Source organism: Pseudomonas sp. ACN5, assembly GCF_002303975.1.
In the GTDB taxonomy this organism is placed as follows: Bacteria; Pseudomonadota; Gammaproteobacteria; order Pseudomonadales; family Pseudomonadaceae; genus Aquipseudomonas; species Aquipseudomonas laurylsulfatiphila.
Window position 1 is genome coordinate 60,896 of record NZ_MRCP01000018.1, and the last position, 14,740, is coordinate 75,635.

The window sequence follows — 14,740 nt, forward strand, 5'->3', positions numbered from 1 at the left end:
TGCCGCCGGCTTGAGCAAGGCTGAAAGTCTGGACGTGAAGGTGAGGGCTCTGCTGGCTGAACGACCACAACGTTTTGCCTATAAAATGCAATTGAGCACCACAAATTTGGCCTGTCGATGATTTATGCTTCAGCTAAAGTTTGAGATTTGTCCTCTACTTTCAAAAAATTCCCACTTCGTCCATATAGATTGAATACGTCTTTGCTATTTCTTAACGGGCGAACCTGACTTTGGACTTGCTCTGTCATTTCAATTTTGACGTCGTTATATAACTTCAAAATTTCCATTTGGGTTTCTTTCATTGTTTCGCGAAGCGCGTCTGTCATGCTGCCAAGTACTGGTATCTTTGACAGCTCATTCCACAGAAAATTTTCAGCAAATGTACATAGGAATTGCCACGCGCCATCCATGGAGAAATACGATGATGTTTTCCCTATATGCATTGTGGCGATAATTTTTGAAAGTGCATCTATCATGCTTTGGCTATCTAACTCACCAGAGTCACGAATTTTCTCTAAGGCGGTAATCAATTGGTCGAAGAGCTCAGGGATTCGACTGTTTGATCTGCAGTCATCGAATACGCTCTCGAAATTAAATCCAGAAGTTGAAGGGTCGTTGCTAAGCCAGATGTAAGATTTTACCACTGGAAGAAATTCAATTATTGTGTTCAGGAATTCTTCGCCACTTACTTTTTTGTGGACATACTCCGCGGCTTTCTTGCTCAGAGTTATTAACCAATCTGGAACTTGTGATGGAGGGATTAGATGCTCAATCCTATCAAGTGTATGGCTGACTTGATTGGCGGCGTTTTTTTTGGTATTTGAATCTTCGCCTGCCATTGTGCCCAGCAATGTTATTGTTTGGGTGATAAGTTCTTGTTGATTTTTATTTAGTATTTTTGCTAGGTGTATAAGGGTTTCTTGGTTTGACATGGCAAATAAAGTCGATGTTTAAGTGTGGTCGGAGCTCACTGGGACCTCATGGTCGCACAAAGCCGATACTGAGAGTAGTGCCTTGCCTGCGATGTGGCCTATACGCCCTGACTGAATAGCTAGGCGGCAAAGCTGTCGTCTACGATGCTCACGGTGTTACACGTAAAAACTGTTTTTATATACAGTAATCGACGCGCACCGATTTGGCCGATGGTGGCGACAGCCGGATCACTCCGGTGTCATCAGCACCGCGAGCGTCATCTTGATGAACAATTCATTCTTGTCGATGGCTTCCAGGGCGCCGCGCACGTTGTCGGCGACGTCGGCTGACCCGCGCTGCTCAACCCAATTCGAAAGCTCCATGATGGCGGCCTCGAGTGCGAGTTGATTTTCGTTGAGCTTGTAGAGCAGGGAAGGGAGCAGGTCAGAGTTCGGCATTGAGATTCCTCAGCTAAAGAGGAAAGCGTAGCAGTCAAGGGGGAATGTTTGGTCGGCAGGGCGCCGGGGGGAGGGAATGTCAGGCTGGCATAATGTTGTCATTGCATAGCCAAACTGAGCCATACAAACCCCAAAGAGGGATTTTTGAGGGACTGAAAGCCGCAGCCTGCGCGGCCCTCAGGGTTGCCCTTCAAGATGATGAACCTGGATCGCTTCGATCTGGCGTAATCATAAAGCCTGAACTTGCCGCGACCTGCTGGGACCCGGTCGCGGCAAGCCCTTCTACTGTTGTTCAACACCGACAGACCAGGCATCGATCACCGATTGCAGGAACTGCTGCGACAATCGCGGGTTGTCCAGGGCTCTGGCGATCAGTATCGCCCCGGTAATCGATGACAGGATGCGCAAGGCTTCCTGGTGTTTTTCATCAGCGGTTTCGCCGTCGACCAATGGCATCAGCGTTTCGATCAGGGTCTGCACGCCTTGGGTGAACGAGTGGCTGACGGCCCCGCCGTTGCGCGCGACATCGGCCGCCAGGGCAGGAATCGGGCAGCCTTCGGTCCAGTTGGTCATGTGGCTTTGGCTCAAGTACCTCTTGAGCAGTTCGGGGATGGATTTGGCCGCTCGCCAGTCGTCAATGTTGGTTTCGAACGTACGGCTCACGGCCTCCGATGCCAACTGCTCCTTGCCACCTGGGAACTGTCCGTAAAAGCCGCCGTGGGTCAGGCCCACCGAGCGGGACAGTTCGCCGATCCCGATGCCGTCGATGCCTTTTTCCCGGTACAACCTCGAGGCCGCGCCGAGGATCGCTTCCTTGTTGGCCGCTGCCTTGTCTTTCGTCACTTTCATGAGTGGAGTCCTGTCTTGCGATGGGCGCCATGGCAAATTTTTGCTGAAGGGCTGGTATTAATGATGGCTGTAATATAAATTCGCGGCAATGGCCTTGCAGGAAAAACACCTCACAGGGTGCTGACCCATGAAACGTAATGATCTGCGCAATATCGACCTCAATCTGCTGGTGGTTTTCGAGGCGCTCATTCAGGAGCGCAACGTCACTCGGGCCGCACAAAGACTGTCCCTGGGCCAGCCGGCGGTCAGCGGCGCATTGGCTCGTCTGCGCACACTGTTCAACGACCCCCTGTTTAAACGCATTGGCCACAAAATGGAACCAACCACCCGAGCCTTGCAGGTGGCGCAAACGCTCGGGCCGGCACTGGACTCCATTTGTTCCGTCGTCAGTCTGACGGCTTGCAATGAAAAAACCTGCTGAAACCGGGAACAGAGTATCTACAGGTATTGCGTGAAAAACGACGCGGGCGCGGCCCCTTGTGGGAGCTGGCTTGCCAGCGATGGTCGTTAACGATAACGCGGGTGAACTGGATGAACGCGGCGCACTGGAGTCCATCGCCAGCAGGCTGGCTCCTACAGTTTCAGCGTGGGCAGGGCCCCTTGTGGGAGCTGGCTTGCCTGCGATGGTCGTTAACGATAACGCGGGTTAACTGGATGAACGCGGCGCACTGGAGTCCATCGCCAGCAAGCTGGCTCCTACAGGTATTGCGTGAAAAACCTTTTTTTGTGCTTATACATGATGGTCATCATTAATGGTGATACCCAAGTTCACTCCATTCGATTCGTCGCAGCCCCTTGTGCGGCCGAGAATTCTCCAACCCTTAAACCGTCTGGCGGACACCCCCATGGAACAGTCACTCAAACCTTTGCGTTATCCCCTTGCTGCCCTGACCCTGGCGGCCATCACGGCCTGCGGTCACGCACCCGATGCCGCCAAGGCGCCGGGTGCGCCTTCTGTCACCGTCGCCAAAGTGCTTGAGCAACCCATTACCGAATGGGACGAAGTCACCGCCCGTCTGGAAGCGCCGGAAACCGTCGTGGTTCGTCCGCGGGTATCGGGGCAGATCGATCGTGTCGCCTTCACCGATGGCGAGTCGGTCAAGAAAGGGGATCTGCTGTTCCAGATCGATCCACGTCCGTTCGAGCACGAAGTGCACCGCCTCGAAGCGCAGTTGCAACAAGCTCGCGCCACGCTGGTTCGAACCGCCAACGAAGCGCAACGCGGCCAGCGCCTGCTGAGCAGCAATGCCATTTCTGCGGAACTGGCCGACACGCGCAGCACCACGGCCCAGGAAGCCAAGGCCGGTGTCGATTCGGTTCAGGCGCAGCTGGACCTGGCGCGCCTGAACCTGAGCTTCACCCGCGTCACCGCGCCGATCAGCGGCCGGGTCAGCCGTGCCGAAATCACCGCCGGCAACATCGTCACCGCCGACACCTCGGCGCTGACCAGCGTGGTCTCCACCGACAAGGTCTACGCCTATTTCGACGCCGACGAACGCCTGTTCCTCAAGTACGGCCAGCTCTCCCGTGAAGGCCGGCGCAGTCAATCCACGCCGGTGTACATGGGCTTGTCGAACGAGGAGGGCAATAACCACCTGGGGCAGATGAACTTCGTCGACAACCAGGTCAATCCCAAGACCGGCACCATCCGTGGCCGCGCGGTGTTCGACAACGCCGACGGTCAATACACCCCGGGCCTGTATGCCCGATTGAAACTGGTGGGTAGCGCGGCCTACGCGGGCCTGCTGATCAAGGACGAGGCCGTGGGCACCGACCTCGGCAAGCGATTCGTACTGGTGATCGACCAGGACAACAAGGCCGTGTACCGCAGCGTCGATCTGGGGCCGAAGCTCGAAGGCTTGCGCATCGTGCGCAGCGGTTTGCAAAAAGACGACCGGATCGTCATCAACGGCCTGCAACGGGTCCGTCCCGGCGCGGTGGTCGCGCCTCAGGACGCGCCGATGGCCGATGCGCAAACCGTCGCCAACCTGGCCCGTCAGCGGCAGGCCGTCGAGGCGGGTAATCAGCCCGTCGCTCCGTCACCGGCGCTGGTGAAAACCGATGCCGCTGTTTCGCCTCGCGGATAAAGGAACACAGCCATGAAGTTCTCCCGGTTCTTTATCACGCGGCCGATCTTTGCCGCCGTGCTCTCGCTGCTGATCCTGATTGCCGGCGCCATCGCGCTGTTCCAGTTGCCGATCAGCGAATACCCGGAAGTCGTGCCGCCGACCGTGGTGGTGCGCGCCAACTTCCCCGGTGCCAACCCGAAAGTCATCGGTGAAACCGTGGCCGCTCCCCTGGAGCAAGCCATCACCGGCGTCGAGAACATGCTGTACATGTCCTCGCAGTCGACGGCGGATGGCCGACTCACGCTCACCGTGACCTTCGCCCTGGGCACCGACCTGGACAACGCGCAGGTGCAGGTGCAGAACCGCGTGACCCGGACCGAGCCGAAGCTTCCCGAGGAAGTGACGCGCATCGGTATCACCGTGGACAAGGCGTCGCCCGAGCTGACGATGGTGGTGCACCTGACCTCGCCGGACAAGCGCTACGACATGCTCTATCTGTCCAACTACGCGATCCTCAACGTCAAGGATGAACTGTCGCGCCTGAACGGAATCGGTGACGTGAAGATGTTCGGTATCGGCGATTACTCGCTGCGTATCTGGCTCGATCCGAACAAGACCGCGTCACGCAACCTGACCGCCACCGACGTGGTCAATGCGGTGCGTGAACAGAACCGCCAGGTCGCGGCCGGCCAACTGGGTTCACCGCCAGCCCCCAACGCCACCAGCTTCCAGATGTCGATCAACTCCCAGGGCCGCCTGGTCACCGAAGAAGAGTTCGAGAACGTGATCGTCCGCAGTGGTGCGGACGGCGAAATCACCCGCCTCAAGGACATAGCCCGGATTGAACTCGGCTCCAACCAGTACGCCTTGCGCGCCTTGCTCAACAACCAGGAAGCGGTGGCGATGCCGATCTTCCAGCGCCCGGGTTCCAATGCCATCGACGTTTCCGATCAGGTGCGGGCGAAGATGGCCGAGCTGAAGAAGAGCTTCCCGGAAGGCATGGACTACGAGATCGTCTACGACCCGACCATCTTCGTGCGCAGCTCGATCGAGGCGGTGGTCCATACGCTGTTCGAAGCGTTGATCCTCGTGGTGCTGGTGGTGATCCTGTTCCTGCAAACCTGGCGCGCCTCGATCATTCCACTGGTCGCCGTACCGGTGTCGCTGATCGGTACCTTTGCCGTGATGCACCTGTTCGGTTTTTCGCTCAATGCCTTGTCGCTGTTCGGCCTGGTATTGGCCATCGGCATCGTGGTCGACGATGCGATCGTCGTGGTGGAGAACGTCGAGCGCAATATCGAGACGGGGCTCGATCCGGTCGAAGCGACGCAAAAAGCCATGGGCGAGGTGACCGGCCCGATCATCGCCACGGCGTTGGTGCTGTGCGCGGTGTTCGTCCCGGCGGCGTTCATTTCCGGCCTGACGGGGCAGTTCTACAAACAGTTCGCCCTGACGATCGCGATCTCCACGGTGATCTCTGCGTTCAACTCGCTGACCTTGTCGCCGGCATTGGCGGCGGTTTTGCTCAAGTCCCACAGTGCACCCAAGGACCGCTTTTCGAGGATTCTGGATCGCCTGTTCGGTGGCTGGCTGTTCAAGCCCTTCAACCGGCTGTTCGAAAGGGCCGGCAACGGGTATGTCGGGACCGTGTCCAAGGTCATCCGTGGCAGCAGCGTGGCGTTGCTGGTCTATGCCGGTCTGATCGCCTTGACCTACATGGGCTTCAGCACCACGCCGACCGGGTTCGTGCCGACCCAGGACAAAAAGTACCTGGTGACCTTCGCGCAATTGCCGGATGCGGCCAGCCTGGATCGCACCGAGTCGGTGATCCGCCGCATGAGCACCATCGCCATGAACGAACCGGGCTTCGACAGCGCCGTGGCCTTCCCGGGCTTGTCGATCAACGGTTTCACCAACAGCCCGAACGCCGGTATTGCGTTCATCGGCTTGAGCGCTTTCGATGAACGCAAAAGCCCGAGCCTGTCCGCCGGAGCGATTTCCGCTTCGCTGAACGCCAAGTTCGGTGGCATTCAAGACGCCTACATCGCGGTGTTCCCGCCGCCGCCCGTTCAAGGCCTGGGCACCATTGGTGGCTTCCGCCTGCAGATCGAAGACCGCGGCAACCTGGGTTACGACGAGCTGTACAAAGAGACCATGAACATCATCGGCAAGAGCCGCAGCGTGCCGGAACTGGCCAACCTGTTCACCAGCTACACGGTCAACGTGCCGCAGGTCGAAGCTGCCATCGATCGCGAAAAAGCCAAGACCCACGGCGTGGCGATCAACGACATTTTCGACACGCTGCAGGTGTACCTGGGTTCGCTGTACGCCAACGACTTCAACCGTTTTGGCCGTACCTATCAGGTCAACGTCCAGGCTGAGCAACAGTTCCGCCAGGAGCCGGAGCAGATCGGTCAGTTGAAGGTGCGCAACGACCGTGGAGAGATGATTCCACTGGCCACCTTCGTCAAGGTCAGCCCGACGTCGGGGCCCGACCGGGTCTCGCACTACAACGGTTTCGTCACCGCAGAAATCAACGGCAGCGCGGCCCCGGGCTACAGTTCCGGCCAGGCGCAGGCGGCGATTGAAAAGCTGTTGAAGCAAGAGCTGCCCAACGGCATGACCTACGAGTGGACCGACCTGACCTACCAGCAGATCCTCTCCGGCAACACCGCGTTGCTGGTGTTCCCGCTCTGCGTCCTGCTGGCGTTCCTGGTGTTGGCGGCCCTGTATGAAAGCTGGAGCCTGCCGCTGGCGGTGATCCTGATCGTGCCGATGACCCTGCTGTCGGCGATTGCCGGGGTGATCATCTCCAAGGGCGACAACAACATCTTCACCCAGATCGGCTTGATCGTGCTGGTGGGGCTGGCGTGCAAGAACGCGATCCTGATCGTCGAGTTCGCCAAGGACAAACAGGACCAGGGCCTGTCGCCGCTGGACGCTGTTCTCGAAGCCTGCCGCCAGCGTCTGCGCCCGATCCTGATGACGTCGTTCGCATTCATCATGGGCGTCATCCCGCTGGTGACGTCCACCGGCGCCGGCTCCGAGATGCGTCGGGCCATGGGGGTTGCCGTGTTCTCCGGGATGCTCGGGGTGACCTTCTTCGGTCTGTTGCTGACACCGGTGTTCTACGTCCTTATCCGTCGCTACATCGAACGTAAAGCCGCGCGCCAGGCGGCCCGCGCTCAATCGCTCAAGGTCATTGATCCGGAGGCACACTGATGAAGGCTTTCAAGCTGTTTTTACCGAGTTTGCTGGTCACCGCGTTGGCCGCCTGCACCGTCGGGCCGGATTACAAGACCCCGGACACGGCGCCGGCCCATGTCGCCTCGGCCAAAGGGGCCAACTACGATCAAACGCGTTTCGAAACGGTGTGGTGGCAGCAATTCGATGACCCCACGTTGAATCAGCTGGTTGGTAAAGCGCTTAACGGCAACCGCGATCTGCGCGTGGCCTTCGCCCGCTGGAAAGCCGCACGGGCCATTCGCGATGACATCAGCAACGACAACCTGCCGGTGGTCACCAGCCGGGTCAGCAGCCAGCAAGGCAAGTCGCAGGTGCCGGGTCTGACCGAGCAGCGGGTCAACACCGATCGCTACGACCTGGGCCTGGACATGGCCTGGGAGATCGACCTGTTCGGGCGCATCCAGCGCGAACTGGAATCCAGCGATGCCCGGGAAGACGCCACGGCGGCGGAGCTGTACCAACTGCGGGTGAGCATGATCGCCGAGTTGGTGGATGCCTATGGTCAGCTGCGGGGTGCGCAACTGCGGGAAAAAATCGCCCTGGCCAACCTGAAGAACCAGAGCGAATCGCGCAGCGTCACGGTGAGCCTGCGTGACGCGGGCGTGGGCAATGAGCTCGACGTGGTGCGTGCCGATGCCCGCCTGGCGGCTGTCGAGGCGAGCGTGCCGCAACTGCAGGCGGAGCAGGTGCACCACAAAAACCGCATCGCCACGCTGCTGGGTGAACGCCCGGACACGCTGGGCATCGACTTGAGTCCGAAGGACTTGCCGGCCATCGCCAAGGCGTTGCCGGTTGGCGACCCCGGCGAGCTGTTGCAGCGGCGCCCGGATGTGCGCGCGGCAGAGCGCCGCCTGGCGGCTTCAACGGCGGATGTCGGCGTGGCCACCGCCGACCTGTTTCCACGGGTGAGCCTGAGCGGCTTCCTCGGGTTCATCGCGGGGCGCGGTTCGCAGATCGGCTCCAGCGCCGCCCGCGCCTGGAGCCTGGGCCCGAGCATCACCTGGGCCGCGTTTGACCTGGGCAGTGTGCGGGCGCGTATTCGCGGTGCAAACGCCGAGGCCGAGGGTGCGTTGGCCACCTATGAGCAGCAGGTGCTGCTCGCCCTGGAAGAGTCGGAAAACGCCTTCAGCGACTATGGCAAGCGCCAGCAACGCCTGCTGTCGCTGATCCGGCAAAGCGAGTCGAGCCGTGCCGCGGCCGACCTGGCGGCGACCCAATACAAGGAAGGGGTGGTGGACTACCTGGTGTTGCTCGACGCACAACGCGAGCGCCTGAACGCCGAAGATGCCCAGGCACTGGGTGAAACCGACCAGTACCGGGCCATTGTGGCGATCTACAAATCCCTGGGCGGCGGATGGGACAGCGGCGACACCCGGCTCGCGAAAAACAACTGACAAACCCGTTGTTGCTTTTGTAGGAGCGAGCTTGCTCGCGATGGACGTTAACGAAAACGCGTGCTTGCTGGCTAAGCGCGGTGTTCTTGAGACCATCGCGAGCAAGCTCGCTCCTACAGGGTTAGTGGGTGTACGCAGTATTTGTGGACTACCGAATCTACTGTGGGAGCGGGCTTGCCCGCGAAAGCGGTAGTTCAGCCACCGATGATGTTGGCTGTGCCAGCCTCTCCGCGAGCGAGCTCGCTCCCACAGGGTTAGTGGGTGTACGCAGTATTTGTGGACTACCGAATCTACTGTGGGAGCGGGCTTGCCCGCGAAAGCGGTAGTTTAGCCACCGATGATGTTGGCTGTGCCGGCCTCTTCGCGAGCGAGCTCGCTCCCACAGGGTTAGTGGGTGTACGCAGTATTTGTGGACTACCGAATCTACTGTGGGAGCGGGCTTGCCCGCGAAAGCGGTAGTTCAGCCACCGATGATGTTGGCTGTGCCGACGCCTTCGCGGGCAAGCTCCCACAGGGATTTTCAGTGGGCAAAAGAACGGTGTTTGGCCCAACAACACCAATGTGGGAGCCGTCTCGATCCTGCAGTCAGCGGTGGCCGGAGATGCATTTTCGTTCAATGACCGTCCACAAGACGCGGCAGCCCCAAGGGATTGCCCTCGCGCAATGCCTCCGGCAGCAAGGCATCCGGAAACCCCTGGTAAGCCAGCGGGCGCAGGAAGCGCTCGATGGCGGTCATGCCCACTGAGGTAAAGCGACTGTCCGAGGTGGCCGGAAACGGCCCGCCATGCACGGTGGCAAAACACACTTCCTGCGGATGGGCGAAGGCGTTGACCACGATGCGCCCGGTGCGTCGTTCCAGGGTTGGCAGCAGGCGACGGGCCAGTGGCAGGTCGTCCTGTTCAAGGTGCAGGGTCGCGCTGAGTTGCCCCTTGAAGGAACGCGCTACCCGTAACAGCGCTGCTTCATCCCGGACTTTCACCAGCAGCGCGGACGGGCCGAATACTTCCTGGGAAAGCACCGGCTCGGCGAGAAAATGTTCGCCGTCGATTTCGAACAGCGCCGAGCGGCCATCGACTTCAGCGGTGGCGCTCGAGCCCACGGCGACGAGGCGGGCGCCGGCGTTTTCCAGGGTGCGCAGCCCGTTCAGATAGGCCCCATGGATGCCCGGTGTCAGCATCGTGCGCGCCGGTGCTGCGCTCACGCGTTGGCTCATGGCGTGGCGCAGTGCTGCAAACCCTGCGCCTTCGACGGCCAGCAGGATCGCCGGCTTGAGGCAGGCTTGCCCGACGTTGACCAGCATGCGCTCGACAAAGCCATCGCCAATCGCCGCGCCGCGTTCGGCGAGTGCCCGGGGCAGGATGAAAGTCGGGTTGACGCTGGTCATTTCGGCGAAGACCGGAATCGGCTCGGGACGCAATTGCGCACGCCGATACAGCGCCATGCCACCCTGTTCGGAACCGGTGAAGGTCACGGCCTTGATCAGCGGATGATCGACCAGCGCTTCGCCGATGGCATTGCCGCCGCCACGCACCATGGAGAACACGCCTTCGGGCAATCCGCAGTCTTGCACCGCCTGGCGGATCGCCCGGGCCTGGATTTCCGAGGCGCCGGGATGCGCGTTGTGCGCCTTGAGAATGACGGTCGATCCCGCCGCCAGCGCCGACGCGGTGTCGCCACCGGCCACCGAATAGGCGATGGGGAAGTTGCTCGCACCGAAAATCGCTACCGGGCCGATAGCGATTTTTTGCAGGCGATGATCCATGCGCGGGCGTGGCTGGCGCTCGGGTTGCGCCGGGTCGATGGCCAGTTGCAGGAAACGCCCCTTGCGCACCACATCGGCGAACTGACGGAACTGGGTGGCCGCCTTGATGGCCTCGCCTTCCAGTTGCGCCTCCGGCACGCCGGTTTCCAGGGCGGCGCGTGCCGCCAGCGCCGTGCGAACGCGGTCGAGGTTGTCGGCGATGCGTTCGAGAAACGCCGCCCGCACGGCGAGCGAGGTGTGGCTGTACACATCGAACGCTTCATCGGCCAGGGTCGCCGCCCGGTCGACATCGGCCACGCTACCCAGCGCAAACGCCGGTTCAATCGGCTGGTTGGTCGCGGGATTGAGCGCCTTCAGGGTGCCTTCGCTGGCGCCGACATCACGGGCGCCGATCAGCAGGTTGCCGGTCAACTGCATCACGCACCTGCCTGTGCCAGTGCGGCAACCAGTTCATCGGTGGTCAGGATGGCGTGAGCGAAGGTCGGGCCGTTCAGCTCATGGGCCGAATGCATCATCTCCGGCTTGAAGGCCGCGGTCGCGTCCCGTACCAGGGTGACGTGATAGCCAAGTTCCTGAGCGTAACGGGCGGTGGCCTCGATGCAGGTGTTGGCCAGCAGGCCGACGATGATCACGTGGGTGATACCCTTTTGCTTGAGGCGAAAATCCAGGTCGGTATTGGCAAAGCCGCTGGAACCCCAATGTTCCTGAACGATGATGTCGCCGTCCTGCGGCGCGAAGTCGGGGTGCCATTCACCGCCCCATTCCCCGCGTGCGAAGTGGTGCATGTGCATGATCTTGCACTGGGTGGGGCTTGGGTGATCCCAGTTTTCGTAGTCGCCTTTTTCCCAGCGGTGGTGCGGTACGATGACCACCGGAATGTCGAGCCCGCGAACGGTGCGATCAAGCGTACGCAGGTTGTCGAGCAGGCCGACTCGCGTGGCAATGGGCTCGATCAAGGGGTAGATCTTTCCGCCTTCCGACAGAAAATCGTTGTAGGGGTCGACCAGCAGGTAGGCCGTCCGATCAAGAGGGTAGGTGGCGTTGGACATGGCGGTGCTCCGCAAGATAATCCGTGGATGATGAAGTGTAGTTGCCAGTAATTCACGTAGATATGATAATCATAGTAACTAGGCAAGAGGCAATACCGCATGTCGGTGAAAGCAACCGTTTCTGAAACCCTGTGCCCGATTTCCCGGGCCGAAGCCGTCGTGGGTGACCGCTGGACGGTGCTGGTGCTGCGTGAGTTGTTCATGGGCAGTCATCGCTTCGATGAAATCCAGGCGCAGACCGGCGGTACGCCGCAAATGGTCGCGGCGCGCTTGAAGAGCATGGAGGCCGACGGGCTCCTGGAGCGACGTGCCTACAGCGAACGGCCCAAACGCTACGAATACCACCTCACGGAAAAGGGCGATGCGTTCTACTCGGTGGTGCTGGCGCTGCGGGCCTGGGGCGAAACCTGGTGCAAATCCCCCGGGGAAGGTTTGGCGGTGGTCTATACCCACCGCAGTTGCGGCGAGCCGGCCGGACTCGGACCGCTGTGCGCCCATTGCGCTCAGCCCTTGCGCCGCGCAGACCTGATCAGTGAGCCGAGTGCCGCCTATGTCGCCGAACGCAGCGCCCGGCGCGAAGCGTTCAAGGGCTAGCGGCGGGTTTGTATCGGCAGGTATCCGCAACGCCCGCCGTTACCCGGGCATACAAAACCGGGGTTTCCAGACACCCTGGCGATACACGACGGCCTTCAAATGCAACCACCGGCACCGTGTCATTTTCGGCGCGGCTGGCCAGGGTTCAACTGGAGGAAAGGCAATGTTGCGTATCAACACCCGTCACACCATCGGCAAGCTGGGCATTGCCCTGGCCGCCGCAGCGCTTGCGACTTTCGCGAGCTTCTCTCAAGCCCAGGAGGCTCCGGCAGTGAAAAACTGGCAGCAAGGGTTGCATCGCACCGACCTGCTGCGCGAAGACCTGGGCGCCGCCGATCGCGAAGTCACTCAGGTGCTCGTGGACTTCGACCCGGGCGTGGTATCGCCCAGGCATGCTCACCCCGGCGTAGAAGTGGCGCACGTGATCAGCGGCACCTTCGAGTATCAGCTGGAAGGGCGGGCACCGGTGACGCTCAAGGCCGGTGATTCGTTGTACATCCCCGAAGGCGTCGCCCATGTGGCGAAGAACGTGGGCCAGGACAAGGCCTCGGAACTGGCCACCTACATCGTAAAGAAAGGCCAGCCGCTGCTGATCCTGAAGGAGTAGGTGAACTGTGGGAGCGAGCTTGCTCGCGATGGTCGTTAACGATAACGCGTGCTTACTGGCTAAACGCGGCGCTCTCTAGACCATCGCGAGCAAGCTCGCTCCCACAACAACAACAACAACGATTGCGGTGTCCGCGTCGGTCAAACCAGATTGATCTCGACGTCAATATTGCCGCGAGTCGCTTTGGAGTACGGGCAAGTCTGATGCGCCAGTTCCACCACGCTGCGTGCGATGGCCGGGTCCAGGCCCGGTAGGCTGACATTCAGGCGGGCTTGAAGGAAGAAAGCGTTTTCGGACTTGCCCAGATCGATTTCGGCATCCACCGCAACATCGCTCGGCAATGCCACCTTCAGCGCGACGCACGCCTTGCCCATCGCCCCGATGAAACAGGCCGACCAACCGGCCGCCAGCAGTTGCTCAGGATTGGTGCCGGCGCCCGAACCGCCGGGAGGCGAAAGCTTGATGTCCAGGCGTCCATCGGTGCTGCGCGCCTGACCGTCGCGGCCGCCGGTGGTGTGGGTTTTGCCGGTGTACAGCACGGTATCGATTGCATTGATCATGGTGGTATTTCCTGTCAGTGGGTTGCTGGAATGCTCGGAAAGCCTGCGCTTTGCGATGCGCCCCACTGTTTCATTTCCATGTACTGCCCATATGTCCTGAACCTGGCGGATGTGTATCGCTGTGTAAGGTGGTCGGGGGGACATACAGTTCGATACAAACCGCTTGAATGCGCGCGGCGCCGGAGGTTATTGGCTGCAAACCTCCCACACACAACCGCGCAGCCAGCGATGCGCCGGGTCGGCGTCCATGCGCGGGTGCCACAGCATCGACACCGTGATCGGCGGTGTGGGGAAGGGCAACGCAAAGCAATGCATGCCCTGGCACAGGTTGCCGACGTGCCGCTGCGGCACGCTGGCGACCAGGTCTGAAGCCCGCGCCAATGCAATCGCGGACGAAAAGCCGGCGACGATGGTGATGATCTCCCGCTTCAGCCCCAACTCAGTCAAGGCGTCGTCCATCACGCCTTTTTCGTGGCCCCGGCGTGAAACCAGGATGTGCCGGGCCTCGGCATAACGCGCCGGTGTGACTTCACCGTGAGCCAGTGGATGGCCCTCGCGCACGACGCCAATGAAGCGGTCGCGAAACAGCATCCGGGTCCGCACTTCCGGGCTGGTGGATTCGCCGATCACGCCGGTTTCCAGGTCCACCGAACCGTCGCGCAGCAGGGTGCTGTCCTTGTTCAGCTTCTGCACGAAATTCAGTCGGACACCGGGCGCCTCGCGGTGGATGCGGGCGATCAGTGGCGCGCCGAAATTTTCCACGAAGCCGTCGCTGGTGCGCAGGGTGAAGGTGCGCGCCAGTTGAGCGAGGTCAAGTGCCTCGGCGGGGCGCAGGACGGCTTCGGCATCCTGCACGAGCACGCCGACGCGCTCACGCAACTCCAGCGCCCGGGGCGTGGGAACCAGTCCGCGTCCGGCCCGCACCAGCAACGGATCGCCCGTGGTTTCGCGCAACCGCGCCAGCGCCCGGCTCATGGCCGACGGGCTCAGGCGCAAACGCTGTGCGGCACGGGCCACGCTGCCTTCTTCGAGCAACACGTTCAGGGTGATCAGCAGATTCAGGTCGGGCATGGAATGGGTTCCTGTGGGAGCGGGCTTGCTCGCGAAAGCGGTGTGTCAGGCAATACCTGTGTCGACTGACACACCGCTTTCGCGAGCAAGCCCGCTCCCACACTGGGTTGTGGGTATATGGCGTCTGGTGCATGTATTTAGTGCAAACGCTGCGTCTTCCGCCATGTTA

At 60.8% G+C, this 14,740-nt stretch carries 13 protein-coding genes; 6 read left to right on the forward strand and 7 right to left on the reverse strand.

The window, feature by feature from the left end:
- Positions 1–122: 122 nt before the first annotated feature.
- From BSF40_RS26735 to BSF40_RS26745, 3 genes are all read right to left on the reverse strand, one after another.
- Complete coding sequence (locus tag BSF40_RS26735) at positions 123–932, reverse strand: hypothetical protein (protein ID WP_141249808.1); 810 nt, start codon at positions 930–932, stop codon at positions 123–125.
- 228 nt (positions 933–1,160) lie between these two features.
- On the reverse strand, positions 1,161–1,370 hold the full coding sequence (locus BSF40_RS26740; RefSeq protein ID WP_095967550.1) for a hypothetical protein: 210 nt from the start codon (positions 1,368–1,370) through the stop codon (positions 1,161–1,163).
- Positions 1,371–1,652: 282 nt separating this feature from the next.
- Positions 1,653–2,219, reverse strand: a complete 567-nt coding sequence (locus tag BSF40_RS26745) for a TetR/AcrR family transcriptional regulator (RefSeq protein WP_095967551.1) — start codon at positions 2,217–2,219, stop codon at positions 1,653–1,655.
- A gap of 127 nt (positions 2,220–2,346) precedes the next feature.
- Here BSF40_RS26745 and BSF40_RS26750 point away from each other — a divergent pair, with 127 nt between their 5' ends.
- The 4 genes from BSF40_RS26750 to BSF40_RS26770 all read left to right on the forward strand — a co-directional run bounded on the left by BSF40_RS26750 (position 2,347) and on the right by BSF40_RS26770 (position 8,928).
- Positions 2,347–2,640, forward strand: a complete 294-nt coding sequence (locus BSF40_RS26750; protein WP_095967552.1) for a LysR family transcriptional regulator — start codon at positions 2,347–2,349, stop codon at positions 2,638–2,640.
- A 424-nt stretch (positions 2,641–3,064) separates the two neighbouring features.
- Positions 3,065–4,306 (forward strand): multidrug efflux RND transporter periplasmic adaptor subunit MexE, encoded by a 1,242-nt coding sequence (mexE, locus tag BSF40_RS26760; protein WP_095967553.1) that lies wholly within the window; start codon positions 3,065–3,067, stop codon positions 4,304–4,306.
- A 12-nt stretch (positions 4,307–4,318) separates the two neighbouring features.
- Positions 4,319–7,510 (forward strand): efflux RND transporter permease subunit, encoded by a 3,192-nt coding sequence (locus BSF40_RS26765; protein WP_095967554.1) that lies wholly within the window; start codon positions 4,319–4,321, stop codon positions 7,508–7,510.
- On the forward strand, positions 7,510–8,928 hold the full coding sequence (locus BSF40_RS26770; protein WP_095967555.1) for an efflux transporter outer membrane subunit: 1,419 nt from the start codon (positions 7,510–7,512) through the stop codon (positions 8,926–8,928). Before BSF40_RS26765 ends, BSF40_RS26770 begins: the two co-directional genes overlap by 1 nt.
- Before the next feature lie 613 nt (positions 8,929–9,541).
- Here BSF40_RS26770 and BSF40_RS26775 read toward each other — a convergent pair.
- Both BSF40_RS26775 and BSF40_RS26780 read right to left on the reverse strand, forming a co-directional pair.
- Positions 9,542–11,107 carry an aldehyde dehydrogenase (NADP(+)) gene (locus tag BSF40_RS26775; RefSeq protein ID WP_095967556.1) on the reverse strand — a complete coding sequence of 522 codons (1,566 nt, stop codon included), beginning with the start codon at positions 11,105–11,107 and terminating at the stop codon, positions 9,542–9,544.
- Positions 11,107–11,739, reverse strand: coding sequence for an isochorismatase family cysteine hydrolase (locus tag BSF40_RS26780; protein ID WP_007977770.1), 633 nt, complete (start codon positions 11,737–11,739; stop codon positions 11,107–11,109). The genes BSF40_RS26775 and BSF40_RS26780 overlap by 1 nt, the downstream gene beginning before the upstream one ends.
- Before the next feature lie 99 nt (positions 11,740–11,838).
- Between BSF40_RS26780 and BSF40_RS26785 the strand changes: the two genes are divergently transcribed.
- Both BSF40_RS26785 and BSF40_RS26790 read left to right on the forward strand, forming a co-directional pair.
- Positions 11,839–12,333 (forward strand): helix-turn-helix domain-containing protein, encoded by a 495-nt coding sequence (locus tag BSF40_RS26785; protein ID WP_095967557.1) that lies wholly within the window; start codon positions 11,839–11,841, stop codon positions 12,331–12,333.
- A gap of 163 nt (positions 12,334–12,496) precedes the next feature.
- Positions 12,497–12,940 (forward strand): cupin domain-containing protein, encoded by a 444-nt coding sequence (locus BSF40_RS26790; protein WP_095967558.1) that lies wholly within the window; start codon positions 12,497–12,499, stop codon positions 12,938–12,940.
- A 140-nt stretch (positions 12,941–13,080) separates the two neighbouring features.
- On the opposite strand, the gene BSF40_RS26795 is transcribed toward BSF40_RS26790, so the two are convergent.
- Together BSF40_RS26795 and BSF40_RS26800 are read right to left on the reverse strand one after the other, a co-directional pair.
- Positions 13,081–13,500 (reverse strand): organic hydroperoxide resistance protein, encoded by a 420-nt coding sequence (locus BSF40_RS26795; RefSeq protein ID WP_007977775.1) that lies wholly within the window; start codon positions 13,498–13,500, stop codon positions 13,081–13,083.
- A 186-nt stretch (positions 13,501–13,686) separates the two neighbouring features.
- Positions 13,687–14,571 carry a LysR family transcriptional regulator gene (locus BSF40_RS26800; RefSeq protein ID WP_095967559.1) on the reverse strand — a complete coding sequence of 295 codons (885 nt, stop codon included), beginning with the start codon at positions 14,569–14,571 and terminating at the stop codon, positions 13,687–13,689.
- Positions 14,572–14,740: the final 169 nt, after the last annotated feature.

What these genes read in the sequence shown, in the direction of transcription:
- mexE (WP_095967553.1), top strand. Translation starts at nt 3,065, where the DNA reads ATGGAACAGTCACTCAAACCTTTGCGTTATCCCCTTGCTGCCCTGACC.
- BSF40_RS26735 (WP_141249808.1), bottom strand. Translation starts at nt 932, where the DNA reads ATGTCAAACCAAGAAACCCTTATACACCTAGCAAAAATACTAAATAAA.
- BSF40_RS26770 (WP_095967555.1), top strand. Translation starts at nt 7,510, where the DNA reads ATGAAGGCTTTCAAGCTGTTTTTACCGAGTTTGCTGGTCACCGCGTTG.
- BSF40_RS26765 (WP_095967554.1), top strand. Translation starts at nt 4,319, where the DNA reads ATGAAGTTCTCCCGGTTCTTTATCACGCGGCCGATCTTTGCCGCCGTG.
- BSF40_RS26785 (WP_095967557.1), top strand. Translation starts at nt 11,839, where the DNA reads ATGTCGGTGAAAGCAACCGTTTCTGAAACCCTGTGCCCGATTTCCCGG.
- BSF40_RS26745 (WP_095967551.1), bottom strand. Translation starts at nt 2,219, where the DNA reads ATGAAAGTGACGAAAGACAAGGCAGCGGCCAACAAGGAAGCGATCCTC.
- BSF40_RS26800 (WP_095967559.1), bottom strand. Translation starts at nt 14,571, where the DNA reads ATGCCCGACCTGAATCTGCTGATCACCCTGAACGTGTTGCTCGAAGAA.
- BSF40_RS26750 (WP_095967552.1), top strand. Translation starts at nt 2,347, where the DNA reads ATGAAACGTAATGATCTGCGCAATATCGACCTCAATCTGCTGGTGGTT.
- BSF40_RS26775 (WP_095967556.1), bottom strand. Translation starts at nt 11,107, where the DNA reads ATGCAGTTGACCGGCAACCTGCTGATCGGCGCCCGTGATGTCGGCGCC.
- BSF40_RS26790 (WP_095967558.1), top strand. Translation starts at nt 12,497, where the DNA reads ATGTTGCGTATCAACACCCGTCACACCATCGGCAAGCTGGGCATTGCC.
- BSF40_RS26795 (WP_007977775.1), bottom strand. Translation starts at nt 13,500, where the DNA reads ATGATCAATGCAATCGATACCGTGCTGTACACCGGCAAAACCCACACC.
- BSF40_RS26740 (WP_095967550.1), bottom strand. Translation starts at nt 1,370, where the DNA reads ATGCCGAACTCTGACCTGCTCCCTTCCCTGCTCTACAAGCTCAACGAA.
- BSF40_RS26780 (WP_007977770.1), bottom strand. Translation starts at nt 11,739, where the DNA reads ATGTCCAACGCCACCTACCCTCTTGATCGGACGGCCTACCTGCTGGTC.